Origin of the sequence: Candidatus Saccharimonas aalborgensis (assembly GCF_000392435.1) — a bacterium.
Classification (GTDB): Bacteria; Patescibacteriota; Saccharimonadia; order Saccharimonadales; family Saccharimonadaceae; genus Saccharimonas; species Saccharimonas aalborgensis.
The window spans coordinates 169177-193362 of record NC_021219.1 but is presented as its reverse complement, the minus strand read 5'-3'; the positions used below and the strand labels follow the sequence as shown (position 1 = coordinate 193362).

At 46.4% G+C, this 24186-nt stretch carries 23 protein-coding genes and 4 tRNA genes; 9 read left to right on the top strand and 18 right to left on the bottom strand.

The features are described 5' to 3' along the window. Positions 1-218 precede the first annotated feature (218 nt). Together L336_RS00970 and L336_RS00965 are read left to right on the top strand one after the other, a co-directional pair. On the top strand, positions 219-1829 hold the full coding sequence (locus L336_RS00970; RefSeq protein ID WP_015641346.1) for a trehalase family glycosidase: 1611 nt from the start codon (positions 219-221) through the stop codon (positions 1827-1829). After that, on the top strand, positions 1826-3484 hold the full coding sequence (locus L336_RS00965) for an alpha-amylase family glycosyl hydrolase (RefSeq protein ID WP_015641345.1): 1659 nt from the start codon (positions 1826-1828) through the stop codon (positions 3482-3484). The genes L336_RS00970 and L336_RS00965 overlap by 4 nt, the downstream gene beginning before the upstream one ends. Here L336_RS00965 and L336_RS00960 read toward each other — a convergent pair. From L336_RS00960 to L336_RS00930, 7 genes are all read right to left on the bottom strand, one after another. Continuing rightward, a complete protein-coding gene (locus L336_RS00960) occupies positions 3473-4609 on the bottom strand; it encodes an alpha-amylase family glycosyl hydrolase (RefSeq protein WP_015641344.1) in 1137 nt (378 codons plus the stop codon). The two genes, L336_RS00965 and L336_RS00960, sit on opposite strands and share 12 nt — an antisense overlap. Before the next feature lie 37 nt (positions 4610-4646). After that, positions 4647-5669, bottom strand: a complete 1023-nt coding sequence (locus tag L336_RS00955) for a lipid II:glycine glycyltransferase FemX (protein WP_015641343.1) — start codon at positions 5667-5669, stop codon at positions 4647-4649. Next, the gene (locus tag L336_RS00950; protein ID WP_015641342.1) at positions 5670-6671 is read right to left on the bottom strand and encodes a lipid II:glycine glycyltransferase FemX; all 1002 of its coding nucleotides are present in this window, start codon (positions 6669-6671) and stop codon (positions 5670-5672) included. Next, positions 6668-7834, bottom strand: a complete 1167-nt coding sequence (locus L336_RS00945; RefSeq protein ID WP_015641341.1) for a DegT/DnrJ/EryC1/StrS family aminotransferase — start codon at positions 7832-7834, stop codon at positions 6668-6670. The genes L336_RS00950 and L336_RS00945 overlap by 4 nt, the downstream gene beginning before the upstream one ends. Further along, positions 7831-8526: an alpha/beta fold hydrolase gene (locus L336_RS00940; protein WP_015641340.1), complete on the bottom strand. Its 696-nt coding sequence runs from the start codon at positions 8524-8526 to the stop codon at positions 7831-7833. The genes L336_RS00945 and L336_RS00940 overlap by 4 nt, the downstream gene beginning before the upstream one ends. After that, positions 8523-9800, bottom strand: a complete 1278-nt coding sequence (locus L336_RS00935) for a glutamate ligase domain-containing protein (RefSeq protein ID WP_015641339.1) — start codon at positions 9798-9800, stop codon at positions 8523-8525. Before L336_RS00935 ends, L336_RS00940 begins: the two co-directional genes overlap by 4 nt. 86 nt (positions 9801-9886) lie before the next feature. Next, positions 9887-9961: transfer RNA gene (locus tag L336_RS00930), tRNA-Gly, on the bottom strand. A 112-nt stretch (positions 9962-10073) separates the two neighbouring features. Between L336_RS00930 and L336_RS00925 the strand changes: the two genes are divergently transcribed. Then, positions 10074-10835 (top strand): slipin family protein, encoded by a 762-nt coding sequence (locus L336_RS00925; RefSeq protein ID WP_015641338.1) that lies wholly within the window; start codon positions 10074-10076, stop codon positions 10833-10835. Here L336_RS00925 and L336_RS00920 read toward each other — a convergent pair whose 3' ends face one another. The 4 genes from L336_RS00920 to L336_RS00910 all read right to left on the bottom strand — a co-directional run bounded on the left by L336_RS00920 (position 10836) and on the right by L336_RS00910 (position 11968). After that, on the bottom strand, positions 10836-11609 hold the full coding sequence (locus L336_RS00920; RefSeq protein ID WP_015641337.1) for a hypothetical protein: 774 nt from the start codon (positions 11607-11609) through the stop codon (positions 10836-10838). Positions 11610-11618: 9 nt separating this feature from the next. Then, positions 11619-11693 (bottom strand) — tRNA-Gly (locus L336_RS00915). 68 nt (positions 11694-11761) lie between these two features. Further along, positions 11762-11866 (bottom strand) — tRNA-OTHER (locus L336_RS05885). Between the two features lie 26 nt (positions 11867-11892). Continuing rightward, a tRNA-Phe gene (locus L336_RS00910) sits at positions 11893-11968 on the bottom strand. Between the two features lie 90 nt (positions 11969-12058). Here L336_RS00910 and L336_RS00905 point away from each other — a divergent pair. Then, positions 12059-12463 (top strand): hypothetical protein, encoded by a 405-nt coding sequence (locus L336_RS00905; protein ID WP_237738786.1) that lies wholly within the window; start codon positions 12059-12061, stop codon positions 12461-12463. A 23-nt stretch (positions 12464-12486) separates the two neighbouring features. Here the strand turns inward: L336_RS00905 and L336_RS00900 are convergent, their stop codons facing one another. Beyond that, a complete protein-coding gene (locus tag L336_RS00900) occupies positions 12487-13008 on the bottom strand; it encodes a hypothetical protein (RefSeq protein ID WP_015641335.1) in 522 nt (173 codons plus the stop codon). A gap of 123 nt (positions 13009-13131) precedes the next feature. Between L336_RS00900 and L336_RS00895 the strand changes: the two genes are divergently transcribed. From L336_RS00895 to L336_RS00885, 3 genes are all read left to right on the top strand, one after another. Beyond that, entirely contained in the window at positions 13132-13428 is a 297-nt protein-coding gene (locus tag L336_RS00895; protein WP_015641334.1) for a hypothetical protein, read from the top strand. A gap of 369 nt (positions 13429-13797) precedes the next feature. Then, complete coding sequence (locus L336_RS00890) at positions 13798-14262, top strand: GNAT family N-acetyltransferase (RefSeq protein WP_015641333.1); 465 nt, start codon at positions 13798-13800, stop codon at positions 14260-14262. Positions 14263-14510: 248 nt separating this feature from the next. Next, positions 14511-16295: a hypothetical protein gene (locus tag L336_RS00885; RefSeq protein WP_015641332.1), complete on the top strand. Its 1785-nt coding sequence runs from the start codon at positions 14511-14513 to the stop codon at positions 16293-16295. Between the two features lie 261 nt (positions 16296-16556). Here L336_RS00885 and L336_RS00880 read toward each other — a convergent pair whose 3' ends face one another. From L336_RS00880 to L336_RS00855, 6 genes are all read right to left on the bottom strand, one after another. Continuing rightward, a complete protein-coding gene (locus L336_RS00880; protein ID WP_015641331.1) occupies positions 16557-16958 on the bottom strand; it encodes a hypothetical protein in 402 nt (133 codons plus the stop codon). Positions 16959-16966: 8 nt separating this feature from the next. Further along, positions 16967-17665: a hypothetical protein gene (locus L336_RS00875; RefSeq protein ID WP_015641330.1), complete on the bottom strand. Its 699-nt coding sequence runs from the start codon at positions 17663-17665 to the stop codon at positions 16967-16969. A gap of 568 nt (positions 17666-18233) precedes the next feature. Beyond that, positions 18234-19094 carry a reverse transcriptase family protein gene (locus tag L336_RS00870; protein ID WP_015641329.1) on the bottom strand — a complete coding sequence of 287 codons (861 nt, stop codon included), beginning with the start codon at positions 19092-19094 and terminating at the stop codon, positions 18234-18236. Between the two features lie 20 nt (positions 19095-19114). Then, positions 19115-19276 carry a hypothetical protein gene (locus tag L336_RS05880; protein ID WP_160142751.1) on the bottom strand — a complete coding sequence of 54 codons (162 nt, stop codon included), beginning with the start codon at positions 19274-19276 and terminating at the stop codon, positions 19115-19117. A gap of 324 nt (positions 19277-19600) precedes the next feature. Further along, a complete protein-coding gene (locus L336_RS00860) occupies positions 19601-20458 on the bottom strand; it encodes a DMT family transporter (protein ID WP_015641328.1) in 858 nt (285 codons plus the stop codon). A 500-nt stretch (positions 20459-20958) separates the two neighbouring features. After that, on the bottom strand, positions 20959-22080 hold the full coding sequence (locus tag L336_RS00855; RefSeq protein WP_015641327.1) for a right-handed parallel beta-helix repeat-containing protein: 1122 nt from the start codon (positions 22078-22080) through the stop codon (positions 20959-20961). A 455-nt stretch (positions 22081-22535) separates the two neighbouring features. Between L336_RS00855 and L336_RS00845 the strand changes: the two genes are divergently transcribed. Further along, a complete protein-coding gene (locus L336_RS00845) occupies positions 22536-23222 on the top strand; it encodes a membrane protein of unknown function (protein ID WP_015641326.1) in 687 nt (228 codons plus the stop codon). A gap of 5 nt (positions 23223-23227) precedes the next feature. Then, positions 23228-24166: a hypothetical protein gene (locus tag L336_RS00840; protein WP_015641325.1), complete on the top strand. Its 939-nt coding sequence runs from the start codon at positions 23228-23230 to the stop codon at positions 24164-24166. The last annotated feature ends 20 nt before the right edge of the window (positions 24167-24186 follow it).

The window sequence follows — 24186 nt, the reverse complement described above, 5'->3', positions numbered from 1 at the left end:
CATAGCGTAGGCCATATTACTAAGACAAGACGGCCCTAGCCAATGTATTGAACGTAGATTTTCTTTTTTGTCTTCATGACATCCCCTTTTTTTGTTTACCACCGTGTATGTCGCTAATATACAGTGAGGTAGCAAAAAACACAAGCATTTATGTTGATAACATTGCATTTCATAAATACCTTGCCAGAATCTAGCCGTAACCTCTATAATAGTAAGATATGTTTAGGCGCATTTTGCGAAAAAAACAAACATCTCGCCGTCATGTCGAAAAAGTGAAATCGACATATGTTGCAGTGGCGGGTACCCTGGGCCGAACGCCTCAGAGTCCCGAGGATAGCTATGGTGATCTTCTTAAAGATGTTCAAGTTACTCAAGTTTTGGGCGATGGAAAACGATTTGTTGATATGGTTCCAAAGGGCAAAAAAATAAAAAAACAATATGAAGTGCAGCGGCAACAGGCTGGTTTTTCCCTCAAGGACTTCGTAGATACTAACTTTGAGGCACAGCCTATCCTAAACAAGAAGTCAGGGAGTTTGCCTGCTACTGCGGCGACTGCGCGTGAACATATACGGCAACTATGGCCCTACCTAGAACGTACCAATAGAAAACAACACGGTTCGTTACTCGCACTCCCCTATACGTATGTCGTGCCGGGGGGAAGGTTTGACGAACAGTTTTATTGGGATAGTTACTTTATCATGCTCGGTCTTGCTGCTGACGATAAGTGGGACATACTTCTTGGTATGGTACGAAACCATGCCTATATGCTACGAAAGTATGGGAGGATCCCCAATGCTAGCCGCAGCTATTTCCTTAGTCGCTCCCAGCCGCCGTTTTTTGCTCAAATGATAATATTGCTAGCGAAGCGTAGGGGGCGCACGCGGACATACGCTGAGTTCCTTCCATATTTGCTTATCGAATACCGTTTTTGGACGCACGGACGACGGGAGGCGATGAAGCAGAGCACCCCAACGCTCCACAATCGATTAGTACGGATGCCAAACGGTGCGCTGCTTGGGCGATACTTTGATGATAGGCACACACCACGTCCCGAGATGAGCCGTGAGGACCGACAAACAGCTCAGAATATCAGTGACGAGAACGCTAAAGAACAGCTCTATCTTAACTTACGGGCAGGCGCTGAGAGTGGTTGGGATTTTAGCTCACGCTGGTTTCGCGTGGCGGATGAAATTCAATCAATTCAGACCACAAACATGGCGGCAATTGACCTCAACAGTATGCTTTATACGCTTGAATCCACCATCGCAGAAGCCTACACACTTATCAAGCAGCCCCTCCTGGCTACGTCGTTTCGAAAAGCTGCTGAGCGGCGAGCAGAGACTATTCGGCGATATTGCTGGGATGAATCGGAACGGTTTTTTTGTGATTATGACACGTCGACATATAATTCAAGCGGACGAGTAACCTTGGCAGGATTGTTTCCTCTCTATACAAAAATTGCTACGAAGGAGCAAGCAGCCTTTTTAGCGAAGCGAATTGAAACCGACTTTCTGAAGCCCGGTGGACTTGTAACAACCCTTGTTACAAGCGGACAGCAGTGGGATGCACCAAATGGCTGGGCGCCTCTTCAGTGGGTGGCAATCCACGGCCTGAGGGAATATGGGTATCATGAACTTGCCAATGAAATTCGACGCCGTTGGCTACTCGCAAACGACTTAGTGTATGCAAAGTATCAAAAAATGATTGAAAAATACAACGTCGTTCATCCCGGAGAACTGGGTGGTGGCGGAGAGTATGAGGTTCAGGATGGCTTTGGCTGGACAAACGGCGTCTATGCAGCGTTGGATGATGAAGGAGAAAAGCAATGAGTCTTTCTTGGCGAGATGTGAACGCAATATATCAGATATACCCACGTAGTTTCATGGATGCGAATAACGACGGTGTAGGTGACATTCGGGGTGTTATCGACCGTCTGGACTACATAAAAGGCCAAAAAGATTCGCTGGATATTGATGCAATATGGTTTTCACCGATATTTCCTTCACCGATGGCAGATATGGGCTATGACGTGAGCGACTACTGTGATATTGATCCACTATTTGGGACGCTAGATGATTTTAAGGAGCTCATCGAGAAAGCGCATGCACGAAATATAAACGTCATGATCGATTTTGTGCCAAATCACACCAGTGACCAGCATGAATGGTTTAAGGAATCACGTAAATCAAGAAAGGGACCTTACGCAGAGTATTACACATGGCGAGATCCCGCTCCTGGAGGTGGTCCACCAAACAATTGGCTGAGTATTTTTGGGGGCTCTGCCTGGGAGTATGATGATGGTCGTAACCAATACTATCTCCACACCTTTCTGGCGGCGCAACCCGATCTTAATTGGGACAACCCTATGGTACGCGATGAAATGAAACGCGTGGTACGCTTTTGGCTCGATCTCGGTATCGATGGTATTCGCGCGGACGCGGTACGCTGGCTAAGTAAAGACCCGAAGTTCCGAAACGATCCTTTGACAGAAATTGTCAGAAAGGCGATGGACGGGACAGAGGGTGAGTACAACCACTACATTCATAAATATAGTCGTTTCTGGAAAAATCTTTTCCCCTATCTTCGTGAGCTTACTGATGTTGTTGCCGAATACGATAATCGTATCATGATATTCGAAGACTATCCTGACGCCAATTACAGCACAAAAGAGCAATACCTTGGCTTTTATGGTGTCAATCCTAAAGTAGCGATGCCATTTAACTTCGAGGGCGTGTGGACCGACTTTTATGCCGATGCGTTCCGCACATTTATCACTGAGTTTCAGGGAATGCTTGATCCCGATGAGCATACACCCGTGTACTGCTTTGGTAATCACGACCAATCACGGTTAGTCTCAAGAATGGGCGGTGATGAGCAGGCCCGTTTGATGGCACTCCTCCTTCTGTCACTACCCGGTTTGCCGACGGTGTACTATGGTGACGAATTGGGTATGCCCAATACCCCAGTTAAACAGGAGGATATCCAAGACCTACGAGCGTTTACATCAGGAGATATCGATTCGACGCGTGATCCAGAGCGGACACCAATGCAGTGGCAGACGGGTCAATATGCAGGATTTAGTAAGGCAAAACCCTGGTTACCATTAGGGGAGTCTGTACGACATCACAATGTTGAAACACAACAACACGAAGCCGACTCTTTTTTGTCACTATATCGTCGACTCCTGCGCATGAGAAGCCGTTATGAGATTTTGCGGACTGGTACCTATGAGGCGATTGGCGAGCTTGAGGCCGATGTATTCTCGTATGCTCGCTGGTTGGGTGATCAGCATATCTACGTTGCTCTCAATTTCGGACGACTTGATAATACGGTGAAACTTCCACATAAAGGACGTATTCTGTGTTGTACGCATCCGGTTGATTATCCGGAAATTGCCGAAGACGGCACAATCATGTTGCGCCCGTTCGAGGGTGTCATTGTCGAGTGTAGTGAGCACCCGCTGAAAAAAGATTTAGACGAGTAACTCTCTGTAAATATCGCAAATTTCGTCGTTTGGCTTTTCGATCGGTGCACGTCCAATATGGGTAGGAAGCTTCGCCTGATTGCCGACAAATTGGCCATCATACCATAAGCAAACTCCTGGCGATGTAATAATTTTTCGGGCATACCGCGTCTGCTCATCTGGACTAAAGACGGTCGCTGCTCGCGCTTCATCATGATTCTCGAGGAAGTACACCAGATGGGGTGCGACATCCGACAGTACACTGAGACGATTATCGATAGCGCTCTCATCGCGAGCAACCATAGCATCGTAAAGACGTTTGTCATAACAGTAATCAAAGCCCAGCTCTAGGAGAGTGCGTTCCGTGTCCCAGTAGCACTCAGCAATAAAAATAAATGATGGATAAAGCGCCTTTACCGAGCCAATAACCTCTGACCAGTATTCTTCAGTGGGTCGTTGACCCGCTTTTTCGGCCCAAGTATGTTCGACGACGTCGTTCAGGAGAAGCATCGCCATATCACAGCGTACACCATCACAGAGACTGGCGATATATTGCAGAGTCAGACTGCTCTCAAGGCGGTATGCTGACGAAAAGGCGTTTACCTGAGCGACGTCAGGCCATGGTGGCAGGTTTGGGTCGGCACCTTTGGCAATACAGACTTGCTCCGTTTGGTAGTAGCGCTCAGGGTGTTCGTTGGCATCATCTCGGCGAGCGGCAATGTAATACTCGGGGTCTGTCTTTAGCCATGGTGCATCAAATGACGTGTGATTGGGGACAAAATCGAGCAGAAGCTTGACACCGCGGGCACGCAACTGCTCTCGAAAAATCGCCAAACCATCTTCGCCGCCGAATCGTTGGTCAACACGATAGGCTTTTACTGCATAGGCCGATCCTATGATATCGTCTTTGGTGGCGTCGGGGAGGATTCCGACAACCTCGTGCCAGAGTTGCTCATCAGCTCGACTAATCTCGGCCGCTACTTCACTGCGTTGCCATACCCCCATCAGCCATACCGTATCCATGTGATAAGAGACTATCTGCTCGACAACATCCTCTGGAATAGTTGCGAGCGTGATCGGCATACCAATTTTTGTACTCAATGTAGCGAGCCAGGGTGCCACCGGTATCTCATAGATATGTTTCACTAGAGATCATTATAGCATGAGCAGTAAGTAGCAGCGTTTAGACACGTCGGATCTTTCGACGGGTCGTCTCGATAAGCTTTGTCTTTAGGTAAGCGGTGCGGTTGATGATCAGATCATGGGCTGGTAGGTATCGTAGCTCTTCAACTCCAAAGCCGCGTTTAAAGACACTCACACCGTAAAATCGATGGTTAGTATCGGTCTCGTCAACAATACCCCAGAAGTTATAACGAGTTATACCTCGCTCGCGAGCATCGCGCATTGCCTGGAGATGTAGCAGTGGTGCACCAGAGAGTGTCGTGCCGAGTTCGGTGCTAACCCCATAATGGTAGGAGGCTTCATTGCCATAAAATATCATAAAGTTTTGAGCAAGTATCTCTCCCTGGTACTTTGCGGTATAGAGGACTGCCGAATTATCTTTTGCAAATGCTGCAAATTGCTTGGTGAGGAAGTCTTCCGAGAATGCTACAAATTGATGTCGTCCTGCAGTTTGAAGCTGAATCTTATAGAACTCTTTTATCGCCGCAGGATCAGTACTTTTTTCGACGGTGATAGTATTCTTTTCTGCTTTTCGGAGGGCCCGTCGGAGACGCTGGCGCATCCCCTGCAGTATTTCCTGGTCGGTTTTTGTGAGGTCGATCACACCTGCTAGCTCCACACTCAGATACATTGGCGCTTTTTTGAGACCAAGATTGCCAAATTGATGCCGAGCGGTTGGACTATCGAGGAGTTGAGGCCGGATTCGCACATAGACACAGCCAAGTCTTTTTGCCATATCTGCAATGTCTGCAAATACTTTCTCTACGAGAGACTGATTTTGCCAGTCTACGATAGGGCCACCTGCAATTTCCAAATGAATCCCACGACGCGCTGGCTCGACATGTCCGGTGTAGACGGCGACAAGCTTGTTGTCATCGTAGATACCGCGACGGACGATCGTTTTGCTACGCGATGTATGAAACTCTCCCCACTGCCATGATTGCAGGAAGTTGGCCTCGGGGTGTGATGTGACGAACGAATCCCATTGCTCTTTTGATTCAACCGTTTTCACTTCGTATGCCATTTATACGTTTCTCCTTTTTTTTCGTATGGATTCAACAAGCCAGTTTTTTGTGTAGGCAATGGGCCTGAGGACGAGATCATGAGCATGTGTATAGGTAGTGTCGTCGCCACCAAAACCACGTTTGAATGTCGTCACACGAGCGTAGCGATGAGCTGGCCCGGAATTGGACGGTGCAATTCCCCACAGGTTCACACGCGACATCTGTCGCTGCTTGGCGTCATTGATAACCTGCCACAAAATAGCGTAAGCGCCGGGTTCGTTGCGTGCTGCTGGTATCGAGGCCGCTTCATAATAATCCGTCTCCTTACCGAAATGTAAGATAAGCGCAAGATTGAGCGTCTGACCATTTTTTTGTGCGCGGTAGAGACGCGCATCGTCACCAAATTGGCGGCAAACTTCACGGAGGAAATCGGGCGAAGAGGGAGTGAATCCCTGGCGATGGGCAGTTTGGTACTGCATTTCAATGAACTCATCAATTTCAACCGACGCTCTATTTGAGGAGATGCTAATGCCGCGTTTTGGTGCGCGTCGTATCTCGTAGCGCGTTTGTTGGCGCATGGCGGCGAGCAATACCTCGGTGTCACGGCCAATGTCTAGTATGCTGGTATGTTCTGCATGAAGATGCATACGTGCAGGACGGAGACCAAACTGTGTCAATGAAACGGTCTGTGCTTGTGGTCGGATACGCACAAATACGCACCGCTGCTCTCTGGCAAATGTCGCAATATGATTCATGAGGAGAGTAACGAGGCGAGTGTCAGACCAGTCAACCAAAGGTCCGCCAGCGATTTCTAAATATTTTCCTCGCCGGGCAGTATGTGTGACGCCAGCGACTACTGCTTTTACTACACCATCATCGGTGAGCGTATGCCTCAGTATGGTATTGCCACGCCGAGCATATGTTTCTGCCCACTGCCATGACTGCAAAAAATTTGCTTCAGGATAATCTGCGAGATAGCGATCCCACGTGGCCTTATCGCTACACATCCTGAATTGGTTCATGCTTCTTCCTCGGCGATGATCTGAGCAATATGTCGAGCAGTTGTTTTGTCGACAGACACATGAGTCGGGAGATTGATGATGTGTTCTGCTGCATAGACAGCGTGAGGACAGCGTGATTCAGGAAAGGCTACAGAGGGATAAAGCCGGCGCGGGCCGATGGGACTATCATACCAAATATCATCAAGATAATAGTGGTGGGCACGGAGGGCGCGCAGCACCGCAGCACGATCTTTTACCATGATCGAGACACGCACGGGTGTATCGGCTACGATGAGTGAGGGTAGTCTTTCTTGGTAGATTTCCTGGAGCGCCTTTCGCCGACCAATATCATGATCTAGCTCCTTCAGCCGATAGAGCGCACATTCGGCTTGCCAAGCAGGCATCGTGTAGGACGGGTTGATACTACCGCTCGCCGAGCGTGAAATGAGCTTTGTCCACAGGAGCCCCCGTAGTAACACGCCGCCAACTTTTATCGGATACAACATGCGTGCTATCCAGGTAAAAAATGGATACAAACGATCTCTCAGGCGAGTTCCCAGCGGTGCAAGTAGCTCATGCTGAGGCAATTTGCTTGTATCTGTTGATTGACGCACAATGAGTGCACCGCCACTCACCGTATCGAGTAGTTTATCGCGGCCAAATGATAGGATGACAAAGGCCCCAACAGATCCTGCCGCACGACCGTCGCCATAGCGTAAGCCAGCAGAATGAGCCAGGTCCTCGATAAGACAAATATTTCGTTTTGTAGTGATTCGCTCAATCGTCTCTATATCACACGGAATGCCTAAGGTATTTTGAACGACCACTGCTTTGATATCGGTGTTTTCTGTGAGCGCTTTCGCTAGGGTATCACCCGAAAAATGGAGAGCGTTTGGATCGATATCAAGAAATACTGGTGTCAAACCAGCCGCATGCACCGCTTCTTGTACGACGAAGCAGCTATAGCCGTTCACCGCGACCGATGCGCCTGGATGATCTAACGCGATTTGGGTTAAGGCTGCCGCGAGCGCACTTCTGCCATTTTGGTACAAAAAGGCCTTTCCGCCAAATGTTGCCTCAAGTGTGTGGGTGAGTTTCGTAGACGAATCACGCGAAGCATGAGCAGTCAGATGCCGCCACATATCTGGGGCCCGAAACTGTGAGCCGATTGACTGAAAAATCACGCGCTCTCCTGCATGGCAGCCATAATTGCGTCAGCCACTTGTTCTGGGTGAGTGAGGTACGGCGCATGTCCCCAGCCCGGAAAGGTATGGAGCGTTGCCGTGGGGAGTTCATCGGCAATTTTTTTGCCAATTGCGAGCGACGTAACGTTATCCGACTCCCCCCACAGCATGATCGTTGGGGTAGCGATCATACGCGGAGAGAAGTCTTTATCGGCTGCTAGCATATTGTTGAGTGTGGCCTGCATGTTTTTTGGTGCTCTGCCGTAGTCGCTTCCTAGCGCGCGGTACACTACACGTCGAACACCAGGGATATATTTGAGCGGTTTGAGTATCTTTGCTGATGCTTTCACTGCAGTTTTTTTCAGCGACTGGCTCGTTGACGAGATAGCGACGCCGGCACTATTCAGCAAAATAAGCTTTTTGAAACGATTGGGGTGTTGTGCTAGATAATGCATGGCAATACGACCACCATTTGAATGCCCTAGGACGATTGGATTGGGGATTGCTTGTAGTTCCTGATCGAGCCAGGCGACGTACGCATCGATTGTCCACACGGCGTCAGACGGCTGTGTCAGTCCTGGCACACGGAGTTGATGTACTTCCACTCCCATCTCCTTGAGAATGGCAACAGTTTTGTCCCATGGCTTAATTGTGTAGGTCCAGCCGTGGATGATGACGAGAGGCGCTGTCATGATAACCCCCAAGATGCTCGGCGCTTAACTGATGCAATATCCTGGCGAGCTAATTTACTTACATCCTGTGGGTTGAGAAGTAACTTCTCGACTATCCATTCGAGGTACTGGCTACCCTTAAAGAGCAGGACTTCATTTCCCTGCAAATGATCGACGATATATTGCAGTGCATCGCGTGCGTTTGCAAATGATTCTACGTGTCTTTGCGGGTTGGATGAACTGATAGCGGGGTGAGTATGTAGAGAAACTCGTCGCCCCACCAGAATAATTTGCTCGAAATCTGTGGTTGAGAGGAGCTCGCCAAGCAATCGGTGTTCTTCGGACTCGCTCTTGCCTTGCTCCACCATATCGCCGATGACCGCCCACTTGTGCGTCGCGGGCATAGCCTGCATCATCGCAATCATTGAACGCATGCTGATGAGGTGTGCGTTGTAGCTGCTGTCTATCAGGTGTGTGTCTTTGATGCCTGCAAAATGACGACTTCTGCCTGGTGGTGACGAAAATGACGATACATCGTGGGTAATCGGCAAAGCGAGATAGTTCATGAGCTGCTCAAGCATCGCCAATTGGACGTACGTCTCTTTTGGCATTGGATCTGAAAAAGAAAATGTGCCACTACTCATTACAAATGATGCACTGGTAGGCGAGACGTGGTATTTGTGCAATGCTGCGTCAGTTATGGCAACTATCTTGCCGCTAATATCTTTGATCTGTGTGGTCATGGCCGGGTTGCCGCCATCTACGATTACGAGCTTTGAGGTGTTTCGGGCAAGTGAAGCGAATTCATCGGCGATAGCTTCATCGACTGACCCATAGCGACCGCTTGCGACCACTGCATCGTAAAACACCGCGTGGCTTCTGCCCAGGCTCACCCAGACAGTTACTTCGGGACGTAGCCATTCGGCAAGCAGTGAGGCTTCGCGGGGGCGTTCTCCGTCAATCTCGGCAACATAATATTTTTCATGTCTGGTAAAAAAAAGTGATCGGAGGGGGACGGCGATGAACAGATACAGCCATTTCAGCTTGCTGCTGGTAATACCACGCATCCCCACGATATCGAAGGCAATCCCAAAGGCACTATTGGCATTGTGTGAATAGTGAGCCGCCGGTCCGAGCTGCGTTTCGATGAGATTGAGCATGGTTGTCTTGCCAACCGACCCCGTTACGACAATAACTCGCGGATTCCAGCGCCGCAGGCTCTTGTTTGACCAGTAACGAAAATACTTCGCTACCGAAATGTAGAGGGCTTTTTTTGCTGTATGTATCAATTTCATCTTCCTCTATCATTATACCCCCAGAGTCGCTCGTTTGAAAACGAGCCACGCATCTGCGAAGCTCGTCGAGGGATGTACTGTGATTGTGGTGCGGGTGTCCGGAGTTGAACCAGGAGTTTCTCGCCTGGAAGGCCAGCGTTTTGACGGTAAACTACACCCGCATGTCAGTCCATGCTATCACGGCCTAGTTCTCGCGACAAGTAGGGCAGACGTTGCTAATATTTTTTGAACATCCTATACTACTGGTATCTATGTAATGTCGAGGAGGATACAGTGGAAGGTGCAGTAATCACAATCATTTTGTTTGTCGGGGCAATTATTGCAAGTGGCATAAAGATTATCGATCAGTATGAGCGAGGGGTTGTACTTACTCTCGGTAAGTTTAGCGGTATACGTGAGCCAGGACTGCGCATTGTAGTACCAGTGTTCCAGCGAATGATAAAAGTCGATATTCGCACTAATACCATCGATATTCCTAAGCAAGAAGTTATCACAAAAGACAATGTCACCATCAATGTCGATGCAGTTGTTTATTTCAACGTCGTCAATGCCGATAAAGCTGTTCTAGAGGTGGCAAATTATATTTATGCGACAAGCCAGTTTGCGCAGGCTGCACTTCGCGACGTCACTGGTAATGTTGAACTCGATTCGTTGCTCGGTAAACGAGATGAGGTGAGCCAGCAGATCAAAGATATCGTCGACGGCGAAACCGAAAAATGGGGCATCAACATCGACAGTGTCAAAGTCCAAAATATCGAATTACCTCAGGATATGAAACGTGCCATGGCCAAACAGGCCGAGGCAGAGCGCGAGCGCCGGGCAAAGATCATCGCTGCCGAGGGTGAGCAAATGAGTGCCCAAAAGTTAGGTGAAGCGGCTGATATCATCTCTGCACACCCGATTGCATTACAGCTTCGAAATTTGCAGGTCTTGACTGAGATTGCGGTTGAAAAGAACTCAACGATTATTTTCCCCAGTCAATTTATGGACACAGTGCAGAGTGTCAAAGATTTTATGGCCAAAGAAGTTAAATAGTTATCTTTGGGTATGAGCCTCGTAATACTCGAGGTCTAGCTGTACGACATCATCCCAGGAAGAAATAAGTCCTCTATCAAGGAGATCAATCAGTCGTTTGTGGTGGGCAACGATATCGTCACGATCGCGTGCAAAGAGCGCCTCAGCTACATCGAGTGGATAGCGGTATCCACTAGTAAGTGCTACTTCTCCAAGTTGGTACTTTCGCAATCCCTCTAAATCTGCCGGAGCCTCCTCGCCCGATAGTCCTCGCAGTTCACGAAAGTAATCATGAGCTGCACGCGGTCCGGTCGGCATATAGAGGGCCCGGAGATCTGCGCTCGCTACACAGAGTGCTACCGCGTTAGCTTCTGAATCGGCATTAAGACCAGCCGTTTGCTGGACAACGATACCCGATTCAAGCATTTGGGCAGTTGTGGCAAGAATTGCCCGGGTAGTTACAGTAGTATCGTCAATTGTGTATCCATTGTTAAGCATGACGCGGCGAAGCCATGCAGCACTTGCTTCCTCCGGTGTCATATCCTCAGCGTGTTCGCGAATGACGTCGTGAGCTGCGCCGCTCAGAGCGGCCAATTCGAGGGCGGCTCTACTAAGATGCAACCGTGAAGCCAATAGGACAGCACTTTCCATGACGGCAGTCGAATGTTCAAGATCGTGATAGGGACATGAAGCGATTGATCCGGGGTTTATCCCGTCGCCATAGCGATGCGCTACCTCGCTCAAGGTAATGTCGACGACTCGTTGTGCTCTTGGTGAAAAATCAACTCTAGTCATAACTGGAAATGGTGCGGGTAGGGAGAGTCGAACTCCCGTCTCAACCTTGGGAAGGTCATATAATAGCCGTTATACGATACCCGCGCTAACGGGTATTATAGCATGCAATCTTACGAAAAAATCCCTCCTAGATATGGGGGGATACTTTCGTATGGTGGCTCCTACTAGACTCGAACTAGTGACAGAGCCCTCAGCTTCAATTAACCGCTCGAAGGGCCAAGGCCTGAAGAGCCTTGTGTCACCTCACGAAAAAATCCCTCATATCACGAGGGATGCTTTCGTATGGTGGCTCCTACTAGACTCGAACTAGTGACACAAGGCTCTTCAGGCCTCTGCTCTACCAACTGAGCTAAAGAGCCACACAACATCCATTCTACAAGAGGTGGCTATTTTTATCAAGGTCGAGGATATGTCGCTAGCAAACGGACCCTGGATTTGCTATGATAGGAATGATGAAACCACAACATGCGAGACGGGGAGAGGGTTTATATCGTCGCAAAATCGGGCGTAAAGCTATAACGTCTGCACGCATGATGTCGTCTATTGAAGCAAAGGCAGAAGTGGGCGTCCACTCTGTGAAAAAGACTAAAAAACTTCCAAAGATACAGTTTAGTCGTAAACAATATATCACTGCAGCAATCATCCTCATTTTGGGCCTTATAGGGTCGATGGGGTATATGTATCTGCAGAACGAATCAGCTAAGCGAGCTCAAGCAGTAGAGCAACAGAGGCAAGCTGCTCAGCGTGAGCTAGACCTCAAGGCAGTCGAGTGTCGCGCTCGCGTTGCTGATCAGAAAAAAGACCAAATAGGTAAAGTTACCTATGGTGAGCTGTTTGGTAGTGCCTGTCAATAAAACTATGACTATGAAGTGCTAGGTTATTTTACTATCTTTAGACCAATCACAAGAGCTGCGATAATCGCCTGTATTCCAATCGATACGGTGATTGATGCCAACGTATTCTTTGGCGTGACTGCTGAACGGATGAGGATAACAAATAAGCTAAATACCCCGAGAACGATGTCTATTACGAGCGCAGTTCGCAGTGTCATGATGCTGAGGGCCGCAGCAGGAATAAATATAAGTGATGGGGCTGCAGCGACCAGAAAAGCTCGGTGTGTTCTTAGGTGATGCAAGAATTCACGTCGAGGAATAGCTCTGTCGTGAATAACGCGATATGACACAAGTTCTGCAAAAATGCTTGCCAGTCCTATACCAAGTGCGGCGGATACTATTGTCGTGAGCGCGTAACTGGCAGAGATGTATGCAGTATTTGCGAGGAGGCCTGCGCTAACGCCAAGAAGGGTAATGCCACTATAGATTCTCTCTCGTAAATAATCAGCCTGAAGCTGTTTTTCGGATTCCTTTGACCTAGGGTCATTTTTTTGTTGTCGTGACATATATGTATAGTGTAATACAAGAATCTCTTTAGTGTGTAGCAAAAGGTTTATATACCTACGCCGGTTTCTTATTTAGTTTCAGTTTTAGTGGGATTGTTTGACAAAATTTGTTAAGATGTCTGCATGACCACACGCGTCGAGATCACCGCATCAAAAAAGGTTGGCCGATTTGCCGGACCTGTTCTGTCGGCACTCTTTTTGTCCGAGATCGTGACGCTCCCTATCTACAACTCTCAGGTGAGCGAACATGTGGTCTATCTCAATGGGTTTGTGCTGCTGGCCTTTGGGTTTTACCTTGTGACCGTACACAATGTATGGACGCGGCGCTGGCCAGTGCTCATCACGCTGACTGCGTGGCTCATGACTATGCTAGGGGGCTCTATCGACTATTCTTCCCGTCGGCCATACAGGGGCCGGTAACGATATCGACATATATCATAATCTCGGTACTATTTACTGTCCAGGTTTACATAACGATTAGGTCATATATAAAATACGCTTAGACTAAATAGTGTTGATTAATAATGACCTTCCTGTGACCGAAAAGTTTTCTCTGGTGTACATCTTTCGTTATATTCACACCAATCCCGGAAGCTACCGTACGTACAAATCGTCATTGTAGCTATACTCCGAACGATTGTTCAATGCGGGCTCCTATGTTTAAACTGAATTGCTTGAAGCCAACGGTGATCGTTACAAACTAATCAGTGATGTAAATGACCAACCCACGCCTCGCTGAGTTATAGGTTTATGGTTTGGTGGCGCGTCCTCAGAGTGTATATTTGAAATATGAAATCTATCGACATATCGAAACATCCCCCTCTCGAAACAATGACGCCCAATATAGAGCATAGTGTTGAAGCACTGATACGTCTGGGTAAATTATCAACGGAAGATATTGCCGACTATGACGGCTGGCTCCTCGCGTATGTACCAGGTGAGGAAACACTGGTTGGCTGTGTTGGAGTTGAGCTTCGGCCTCCCCATGCGTACATGGAATCACTTGTAGTGCATCCCGATGCGAGACGGCGGGGTATAGGTAGCGAGCTGACGAAGCAGCTATTTGGGCTGTATGTTGTGGGTGAGGAGGACATACGTGATCTTACGGCCATGACGTTATTTTGGAATAACCGGTTTTATGAAGCGCTTGGGTTCGAAAGGATTGATCCACGAGTTGCGAAGATTGCAGACGATGTTGCAGCCAAGGAGAAACACAGATACTGTACGGTCTGGCGCAAGGAACTCAGTACCTGATAGTTTTAGGTCAAGAGATATACTGTATCGGGTTCACGGTTGAGTCCCAAGATATGTACATTCTTGCCAGCTCTCCTAAATAGACAATGCAAAAACTTGGCCCTCGAAACTAAAAATCGTATCGCACCACAGAAAATACCGCCTCACCACCCCTTAAATAGCTCCTTTACTTACATACACAAGGGTAACGGCCAAATAGTACGCACGTAAACCAACGGACATTTACTCTTATAAACTATACTTACATTATGGCAGTTGCAGATTACGTAAACGTGAACTTTGGCTACTCAGATATATTCGGAGAAATGCGTAGTGTTAAGCAAGTAGGCAAAGAGTTACAAGACTACAACCTATGGGCTGTCCTTATTGTAGCGTCAAAGCTCAGCATCGTTCTTTATAAAACTCCCGTAAAAGACAACAATGAACAGATTAAACTACTCAGAAGTTTCTTCTCGCAGGAAACCAGAGAAAAAATCGCCAAGTTGTTTCAAGCCAGAAAGAATCAGGGGCTGAGTGACGAGTGGGTGTTCTTTACAGAACCTCCCTTATTGGCACTTATTGCACTTGCGATTGATAACTGCGACTCGGATGCTGGCCAGGATATAGCAACTCCCGAACAGCTTGAACAGTTTGGTAAATGGCTATTGGTATTAACCGAACAATGGACGCATCGTGCCATTGCTCCGCGTGGCATGCACTACAGAATGGTAAATGGCAAACCAAAGATGACCAAATATGCTGTGGAGCGAATGCGAATGGCTTTCGCTGAGCAGAGCTTCCTAACGTCCCGCCCAAATATACTACATCAGCTAGCAAGGACAACGCTCATTGTTAAACGCTGTGCTTCAAATCCCCATAACTTGGATATTGAGCAGTTATTCACTGATGCCACGGGGGTAACCATCTCTGACTATATTGGTTTTGGCTTCTCGCTTATGACTGAATGGTCAATTCATAGCTCAGAGCCAGATTTAGATAACGATGTCGTCAGAGATATGGATTATTTTTCTCAAATGAAGCTTACTCCTGAGCAGCTACAAACACTACTTGGGTTATATACGATGAAACTGCAAGATTATGAATCAGAGAACAAAGAGGTTATCAGCACAGTTCTGCGTGGAAGTCCGCACCAGAATAATTTTATGGTTTTTATGAGACATCCAGTAATTATGATTGGGCAACAAAAAATCATGTGTGCTTCACCTAGGTTATTGGCTAACAGGACGACACTCGGTGTTTATTGGCAAATGAATGAATATTTGAACCGAGTCGATGATAAAAGCAGACTTGGCTTGCTGCCTAAAGCTTGGTCAGTTGGGTTTGAGAAATATGCACTTGACCGACTTGAGAGTGGATTTGGTTCCAGTAAGGTCATTAGGAACTTTACCATCAAAAGATACGGCGAGCTTGCAGATGGTCTAGTGTTGGGTAATAAAGCTTTGCTTATCATTGAGGCTAAAGCCCTTCATATCCCCTATAAAATGCAGCTTTATGCCTCGCGTCCAAACATGAAGAGTTCGCTTCAACAATTATTTGGCACTAAAAAGACCAGGAACCCGAAAAAAAAGCATAAACGCAAGGGTCTTCAGCAAATTGACCATTTCGTGTCACTTCTTCGTGACAATGCAGTGCAAATCCCTGGATATAAGTTGCCTGACATCATTGTGCCTATACTCGTTACAGAAGATGACTTACCCGCAGATCCAATTAATCGTCGTTACTACAATGGCTATGCTTCATCGGTTACTCCCACACTATCTAGGAACAAACTCTATCCCTTTGTAATACTTCATATCGAAGAACTTGAATACCTTGAAGCGATAGCTGAGAAGAGTACGCAGCAAGCAGAGGAGCTAATCATCGAGTACTGTGAGAGACAACTTATGAAAAATGATGTGGGAATGCCCACTGAAGTCGCATCCTTCAAAAATTTTATAGACTGGAAGGATATCTCGCTCAAAAATACTAAGAGCTTGCATGATGAATTCGGTAAAATTACGGACGATTTGTGTAAAAGGTTTTTTTCGCAATAAAGGAGATATGGATAGGAGGTATAGTGTATAGAGTGTATGGTGTATGGTGTTCACCCCTAAGAAGCGTTAGTTTTACCAATTTGCCTGAATAAACAAAGCAAGGGGCTTGGTCCCAGAAACTGGAAACTTGTGTACTACCATAGAAAATACCGCCATTGAGGCGGTGTTTTCTATGGTGGAGTTTTACAACCAAGTTCGAACCGATTACGAGCGGAGTGGCTAAGCTCCGCCCTAGGCGACAAAGCCACCGCCTAAACACAATTACGGCCTGCGCCTAAAGAGGTATAAGCCAACTGTCTGACCAGTAATGGCGACCTGCTGGCCGCTAGATAGAAATTTATCTCGACTATCTTGGTGGGTTTGGCGGAAAGTATAGCCCGCCTGGATTAGTTGCCATCCCTCATCGTCGATGGCTGTTAGAATTGCCCCGACAGGGTCGCATGTTGATTTAATTTGTCTGCGTGCCATAACACTAACAGAATTAGTCCCAACTCGCTCTAAATCAAAAGATACTTGATAGTATTTTAGACCGTCTTCGTAGGCTTGGCGCGCTTTTCCGACGGGCGAGGCGCTAAATGCTGCTTCTTCTTTAGCTGCTGTGCTTTCTTTTTTCGCTTGTTCTCGCTTTGCTTTCTCTTCTTCACTAACACTAAATAATCCCATAACACCTCCTATGGTTTCCAGTATAGCGTTTCTTTATACTTTGCTTGCTCAGATGTTTTTGACGCATCGGGATAGAACATTAGTTCATTACATTTATCTTTGCACTCCGTGGCGTCCATATTGTACTTAAAATTATGGCTATAAAGAGCAATATTATGCGCAGAAGTGGCGGCATTATAGGCGTCTTTGCCTCCAGCTTCGTTTAGACAAGCAACATATTCAGACCCCGTGTAGCCTGGTTTTCCCGCCAATGTTTCGCACTTAAATACGTTAGCGTTATCTGTGACACTGACTAGGGTGTTTGTCGTGAACGAAACTTTCTTGCTAAAGTCTGCTATTGTAGCCTTGATGCGATCCTTTAAGTCTGCGCTACTGTTGTCTACATCTTTCGCGAGCAACCAGTAAGTATTTGTCCCCTCATTACCCCAGTCGTAGCTATATGCACTCGCAGCTGGTTGTTGCGGTTGTGCTTGTTGAGTTTGCTGTCTCTGCTCCGTATTCGTTTCTTGAGTATCTTTAACCGGCTCTTTTGGCGGGTTAGTTAACACTACAATAACAGTCAGCCCCAACAGCACGCTAATGATTATTTTTACTACCTTATTCCAATTTGCATACTTCCACATCAGGTAGAGGCCAACTGGAAAAAAGAAAAATAGTAGAAGTATGATTGACGTGTTTCTTTTATACCATTCGTTACTATTTGACACTTTAGCCCCTTTTACTTATTTGGCAATATTTTCGTGACGTACCAAAAAGCTCGCCACGAGCGGCAGCCTTGCGACCACCCGCGCGGGTTTCCCCACGCGAACACAAAAAGAAGTACCCGTGACGAGCTGTTTCTCTTTGTGGATTTATAAACCATGCCAAACAGAGATTTGGTTTAGGGTTATATTTAAATTGTACTCTTTACAACTCCTTTTTGCCATAAGGTAGAACCGACAAACCAAAACACCCTTTTCAGTTTCCAAAAAACACGGCAAGGGAAATTATAAAAAGAAACAATCAAAGGTTTTTCTGGCTGGGGCGGAGCGCAAACTTCCGCCCGAATTTGCAATTTTGTCCTGATTTGGTGTATTTTTACAACCAAGCTCGAACCCATTTTGAGCGAAATGCGTGAACAAACCCCGCCGATTGCTTGCGAGAAACGCAAGCCCGTCCCGCCAGCCCTGCCTTTTGCATTTTTTGGATTTCCCCCGCCGAATTTCTTTTGTTGTTGTAAAGGGTGTTTTCTGGTGGTGGCGACTACTGCAAGCAGTAGAGGTGTTGAGGCTTCGCCTAGGCGGCAAGACCGCCGCGCTTCGCGCTCACTACCACCAGGCCTTTTTGTGTAGCGTATGTTTGCAACTTATTCATAAGCCGTCTGTCTATCATATTTAAGTTCGCTAGCCAGCCCTGTAAACTTGTCTCGCTCATACGTCCGTTGGCTATATCTGAAAAAATTTCTTTCCGTTTTTGTCGCGAAAGGGCTACGCCTTTATTGACAACAAGTCCACAAATAATTTGCGGACTATGAGAGCGCATAACTTTCACCTTAGCCTTGCTTATTGCTAACCGCGCGCGAGATAGCTCAAGCGTGACTAGGTTGATAATCACCGCACTATCAACTTTTTGTCCCGACAGCGCAATATCATCGACGTACACAGTCATGTCAATTTGTTTGCGCTTAAGTTGGCGGTTGATTTTCAGTAGTGTGTCGTTGAGATATAGATTGGTCAGATAGCTACTTGTTGCAAAACCCTGTGGTATGCGGCGTTTGTAGCACAATTTTGCTGCAAGCCGAGAGGCAAGGCCGTCCGGTAAGCCGAGTTTACTGACGAGGGCTTGTTGCACCTCGCTTTGTGTTATGGAGCCAAAACAGTCTTTTATGTCAATAGTAATGACGGTGTTCTTGTTGGCGTGAGGGCGAGCGAATGATACATAACTTCGCTTTTTCACTCCGCCGTGAATAAACGTCGGCCAGTCTCTACGTTGTCGATACAAAGCGCGTTTCATACGCTTGAGCCACTGATTGAGCGGCTTATTTGGCTTGATAATAGGACGCGACGTACCGTCGCGTTTTGGTTCTAATGCACAAAAAACTCTCGCCTCGGCGGGGTAGTCTGCTAATAATTTTTCTAGTTCCTCCGTGTTCCCCATATTCTCCCGTATGCGCCTACCTAATAGATAGAAACATAGAGGAGACCAAAGTACTTTTCGATGATTTTCACTATGGTTTGAACCAGTAGCTTGAAGCCATCGCCCAGACTGATGCTCGTTGATGAGTATTCAGTAAGAGACTTTGGAGTCGTACGTTTATATTTAGTACGCTGTAAGTTCATCACATTTCCTTTCTCCACGCATACGCGGGGTCTCGCTTTCCGCACTGTCCAGAAAAGGTCATACAACGTACTTTGGCCTCTAGAAACGTATCGGTACAAAGACAAGCTCCGTAACCGGTAGGTCTCGCGCCGGCGAAGCCGGGCGTAATAGCCACACATTAACGCATTACAAGAATCACATTAAAGGGGGACTATTTATGGCATAGTTGCCATGTCACAACACCTCGAGCGAGCAGAAAATGATAAAAACGTACCGACTGCCTAAGCAGTCCCATGTATATTATATCACGAACTAGGGCTGTCATTGCTTCACCGGATTATTTGTTAGAAACTAATAATCAGTACAACGCCGATAAAACAAACAACAGATGCAGCAATTTTCCAGCGTAACCGAGTTCTTTCCCCTAAGAATATAATCGCAACGAGTACGCTTAAGATTGCGCTTGTTTGCAGCAACGGTGCAATAATACTGACGTTACCATGCTGATATGCAGCCAGTGAGGCAAGATTATCAACCGCCCATACAACAGCAAGTATTAACATTCTAGGTAGCAACTCACCAGAGAAAAAGTGCCTTGCTTTTCGTGCTACCTTTGGTTTCACGGCAAGCATAATAAGGGGCGTTCCGAAGAAGCTAATTGTTATCCATGACAATAAGTCCGAGCCTTTGCCTATGTATACCCACATTGACAAAGCGACACCGAATATTAATCCGACAAGCAATCCCATGAGAATAGATTTTTCAAGGTGTAGCCTATGTTTCTTTTTACGCTCCATGAGCATAAACACACTTGTCATGATGATAACCGTCCCAACAATATCCGAGAGATGCAACTCTTCGTGCAATACAAGATAACCCATTGCAATTACCCAAATTGTGCTCGTGTTGAGCAACGTTGAGAATACAGAAGCTTCGACACGCTTGAGCGTGTGCGCATAGAGATAATGTCCGATACTGTAAAGCCCAAACATTGTAATCATTAGCAGGCCATATTTATTAATGTCGGGGAACTCAAAGCCATGTGCAAGCGTGAATGGTATAAGTAGGGCACCGGTAATAACCTGTGACACAACAATAAAAGTCAACGGATCAGTTTCTTCTCGGCGCAATAAAAGACGTTGCAATGGTACGAGCAACGAAGCGGTGATTAGGTTGATAACGACAAATACTTCCCAGTTCATCTCTGATCTATTGTACTACACCGAGCATATGTAACGCGCCACCACCAGAAAACACCCCTTACAACAACAAAAGAAATTCGGCGGGGGGAAATCTCAAAAAAATAACCAAAGGGTTTTTCTGGTGGGGCGAGCGGGCGCAGCGTGCCCGCAGGTGTTGGGGCTGCGCTTCGGCCATTTTGCTCGAATTCGGTTCGAACTTGGTTGTAAAACTCCACCAAATTTGGACAAATCCGCAAATCCGGGCGCGAAACGCCCGTTTTTGTTTGGGAAAGTATGGTTTTGCGGAGCAAAACCCATCTGTTTTTCTGGGGGAAGAGCTGCGGTTCGGCATGTCTAAAGACATGCTTTTTTTCGCAGCCTTGCGTCGATCTGCAGTATAATAAAAGAGCAACCATCCAGCGAAAGACTATTTTTATTTGTCGCGGGCTTTAATGGCCGTCTTGGACAATCTAGTCTTTCTAGGTTGGTTGCACCAGGACGGTCATTTAAGTTAGGAGGGGTTATGGGTGCTGAATGACATTGCCCTGAGCATCTTTGACGTCCCACTCAACAATCGCGCCAGGCGCACCCTGATAGCTCACGACTCCGTAATACCCAGGGCTCGCTATCTTTACATTTCTAAAGCGAATATTGGTAATCGGCTGGCCACTGGCACCATCGCCACGAACATAAATTGTATATCCGCCGCCGCTTAGTGTGACATTTTCTATAAGCACGTCATCGATAGCTCCGTAATCGTTAGTGATGTTAATAGCTGACGTCTGACCGTGGTTATTATTGATCTCACTATCTTTAATAATGACATGACCGCCCCCATATATCTCGATTCCGTCATTGTGGGCTGTTGGAGTAGAGGCCAGGTCGTGGATACACACATTGCTTACTGTGGTGTAAGTTGATGCCAGCGATAAGCCGTCGTGGGTTCCGGAAATATCCATGTCACTTATTGTGACATGTGGTACATCGACAAGAATGCCTTTGTAAAGATTGTCATCGGTCGCGCCAGTTGCTCTGACTGTCCCATTGTAGATTTGCGTGCCCGTACCCGACTCTCGGTTATCGGTACGAACCGGGTAGTAGTCGGCACCCGGAGCTAGATAGAAATTACGGATTATCAAATTGTCAGACATCGCGAAAAGCGAGGTTTCGAGCCGGAAATTTTCAAACGTCTGTCCGGGTACACTCCAGAGTGATGCAAAGCTATAGTCACTGCGCCATTGGCCCGGGTAGACCGTCTGAAATAGCGACAATGAATTGCCATTGCCATTGTAGCCAGCCTGACCGCATATCTGCGCGGGAGTGCTTGGGTTCACGGGGGTGGTGTTGGGAGGTGATGATGGCTGACTATGGCTTGTCGCACCTTGGGCACCGCCTTGATTTGAGCTATTTGCGCTAGTTTGTGTTTTTTGATCAGCGGGTGCCTGAGTTTTTTCACCTTGTTCAGTCTTAGATATTGCTGATTTCTGTGATGAGGCGGCTGACTCCTGGAGAGTACTGGTATTAGTATCTCCCGGCTTGGTTGTCACGACTTGTTGCCTAGTTCCTAAAAAAACGCCAACACTAAGCGCGATACACACTACGACAATAAGCGCTACGATAATTTTTTTTCGAGTGAATGTCATATTGCTTTTTCTTTATTTATACTTTCATATTGTAGCAGAGCTTGTTACTTTTCAAAAGCTCGCTAGCGGTGAGGCGTTGTTTTGTCGGTGTCCAGCAAAACTTTACTCTTACCAAAAGGAAAACCCCAGGGATATAGGGGGATATGGAGTTCACCCCTAAGAAGTGTTAATATTCTACCAATTTGCCTGAATAAACAAAGCAAGTGGCCTGGCCCCACAAAGTGGAAACTGTGTACAGCCATAGAAAATACCGCCATTGAGGCGGTGTCTTCTATGGTGCACGAGGACCAAAAGCTTTTACACCAAACTATCGCGGATAGCTATGCGGAACTGAGGTTAGAAATACAAAGATGGCGTGATATTTTAGCCGTACCTTATGCCCAGTATAAGAGTATGCTACTACCGAGCAAGACTTACATCGTTGAAGATAGCCTAATTTGATAATATTAGATTAGATGATATTAAACATACAGCTAGGTGACATAGGGTTGGTGCTAGACCTCTTCGGAGCAATATTATTGTTTTTCTTCGGACTTGCACCATTATTAGCAAGAGATGGTTCTATGTCACTCTCTATTGGCAATAGCGACCACTTAAAACGAAAAGCTCAACGATACGAAATATTGTCACGATTTGGTATTGGGCTTATTGTCTTTGGTTTTGCTTTTCAATTAGCAGGTAATCACACTGCTTGGTCCGCGAATATAAGTGTACTTAAATGGCCTATTGCAGTAATTGTAGGCGTATCGTTGCTAGTCGTATTTACACGAAAACTATACTTTGTGCCTGGACTTAGATTAAAAGCCCATTATGTTCCTCAATTTGACGAGCAAAAGCCTAGCCACAATGGTGAGCAAATGTGGATTTTTATTATTGAGAACAACTCTAATGAGTTAATAAAAAAATTAACTCTACATCTTAGTAATGAGCCAAGGACAGTGACGATATTGAATTCTGGAGAAAAGCCAAAACAGGTTAAGCCAAGTAAAAATATTAAGCTAGACACGTTGCATCCAAACAAGAAGCTGGAAGTGCAGGTTTGGAATATTGGTGGTTATATTGAAGTTGGATATGACTGCTTCCTTGATAATGATGGTAAAATAATTCGACCAAAAGTTAATTTCTTTGATAGTGAATTGTAGTAGCAATGACTAAGAAAAAGCATAAAAAATCTAACGACGGCAAAAAGTATGAAAAGAAAGTCAGTGCTATGGTTAGAAAGCTCTATCCTAACTCTGAAATTAAAGACGATGTAAAGTTACCTGCAACAATTACTGGCGGCAAACGACAAGTTGATACTTTACTTGATACTGGCACGCAACAGATTGACTTTGACGCTAAAGACCATAAACGGAACATTGGGATAAAGGATGTGGCGGATTATGGCTTCAAGCTTAAGGACGAAGGCGTACCACTAGGAGTGATGGTATCTAACAGCCCCTATGCAGAATCTGCAGTTGCAGCAGCTAAATTTTTTGGCATAAGACCAACTCATTTGATAGACACTACGGATAAGGAAAACCCATTTGCTATCGCTTCGAAGACACTTATTGAGGTTCGTTATGTTAAGGCTCTAAGTTTTGGGATAAAACACACTTCAGTTGGTTCAGGATTTAATGTTTATCAAGATTTGGGTAGACAGGAGCTTGTATCTGACGATGGCAGTCACACGGTTATAGCATATGATGTCTTCAAAGACGTGCTTTGGAACAGTGGGTATTTGGTTGAGAGGATTGAAGAATTTAATAACGGTGCGGACGGATGGTACGCATATACTTTGCCCAAGCAAGAAATTGTAATGGCGGACGGTACAAGGGGGGTTATAGACGAATTCTCCTTCAATTATGAAGTTGGCACACAGTATCTGGATGGCAAATGGAACGTTAAGCACGCACAAGGTATTTTTGATGCAGCAAAAAACACATTTCAGACTAACCAAAATGTAGAGTCAGAATCACTGACAATCGAAGAGCTTCAAAACTGGCCAAAAGTAGACCCTGCCACACTTGATAAAACAAAATATGGAATTAGAATTTCAGTAATAGGTGAATTACCCGACTATAAAATGGCCCCCCCTATGCTTTAGACTCAGAATTTACTTAAGCT

Excerpts from the sequence above, each read along its gene's own strand:
- L336_RS00845 (WP_015641326.1), top strand. The coding sequence starts at position 22,536 with ATGATATTAAACATACAGCTAGGTGACATAGGGTTGGTGCTAGACCTC.
- L336_RS00880 (WP_015641331.1), bottom strand. The coding sequence starts at position 16,958 with ATGGGATTATTTAGTGTTAGTGAAGAAGAGAAAGCAAAGCGAGAACAA.
- L336_RS00870 (WP_015641329.1), bottom strand. The coding sequence starts at position 19,094 with ATGGGGAACACGGAGGAACTAGAAAAATTATTAGCAGACTACCCCGCC.
- L336_RS00840 (WP_015641325.1), top strand. The coding sequence starts at position 23,228 with ATGACTAAGAAAAAGCATAAAAAATCTAACGACGGCAAAAAGTATGAA.
- L336_RS00935 (WP_015641339.1), bottom strand. The coding sequence starts at position 9,800 with ATGAAATTGATACATACAGCAAAAAAAGCCCTCTACATTTCGGTAGCG.
- L336_RS00860 (WP_015641328.1), bottom strand. The coding sequence starts at position 20,458 with ATGAACTGGGAAGTATTTGTCGTTATCAACCTAATCACCGCTTCGTTG.
- L336_RS00905 (WP_237738786.1), top strand. The coding sequence starts at position 12,059 with ATGATGAAACCACAACATGCGAGACGGGGAGAGGGTTTATATCGTCGC.
- L336_RS00920 (WP_015641337.1), bottom strand. The coding sequence starts at position 11,609 with ATGACTAGAGTTGATTTTTCACCAAGAGCACAACGAGTCGTCGACATT.
- L336_RS00900 (WP_015641335.1), bottom strand. The coding sequence starts at position 13,008 with ATGTCACGACAACAAAAAAATGACCCTAGGTCAAAGGAATCCGAAAAA.
- L336_RS00895 (WP_015641334.1), top strand. The coding sequence starts at position 13,132 with ATGACCACACGCGTCGAGATCACCGCATCAAAAAAGGTTGGCCGATTT.
- L336_RS00950 (WP_015641342.1), bottom strand. The coding sequence starts at position 6,671 with ATGAACCAATTCAGGATGTGTAGCGATAAGGCCACGTGGGATCGCTAT.
- L336_RS00955 (WP_015641343.1), bottom strand. The coding sequence starts at position 5,669 with ATGGCATACGAAGTGAAAACGGTTGAATCAAAAGAGCAATGGGATTCG.
- L336_RS00855 (WP_015641327.1), bottom strand. The coding sequence starts at position 22,080 with ATGACATTCACTCGAAAAAAAATTATCGTAGCGCTTATTGTCGTAGTG.
- L336_RS00970 (WP_015641346.1), top strand. The coding sequence starts at position 219 with ATGTTTAGGCGCATTTTGCGAAAAAAACAAACATCTCGCCGTCATGTC.
- L336_RS00885 (WP_015641332.1), top strand. The coding sequence starts at position 14,511 with ATGGCAGTTGCAGATTACGTAAACGTGAACTTTGGCTACTCAGATATA.
- L336_RS00940 (WP_015641340.1), bottom strand. The coding sequence starts at position 8,526 with ATGACAGCGCCTCTCGTCATCATCCACGGCTGGACCTACACAATTAAG.
- L336_RS05880 (WP_160142751.1), bottom strand. The coding sequence starts at position 19,276 with ATGAACTTACAGCGTACTAAATATAAACGTACGACTCCAAAGTCTCTT.
- L336_RS00890 (WP_015641333.1), top strand. The coding sequence starts at position 13,798 with ATGAAATCTATCGACATATCGAAACATCCCCCTCTCGAAACAATGACG.
- L336_RS00965 (WP_015641345.1), top strand. The coding sequence starts at position 1,826 with ATGAGTCTTTCTTGGCGAGATGTGAACGCAATATATCAGATATACCCA.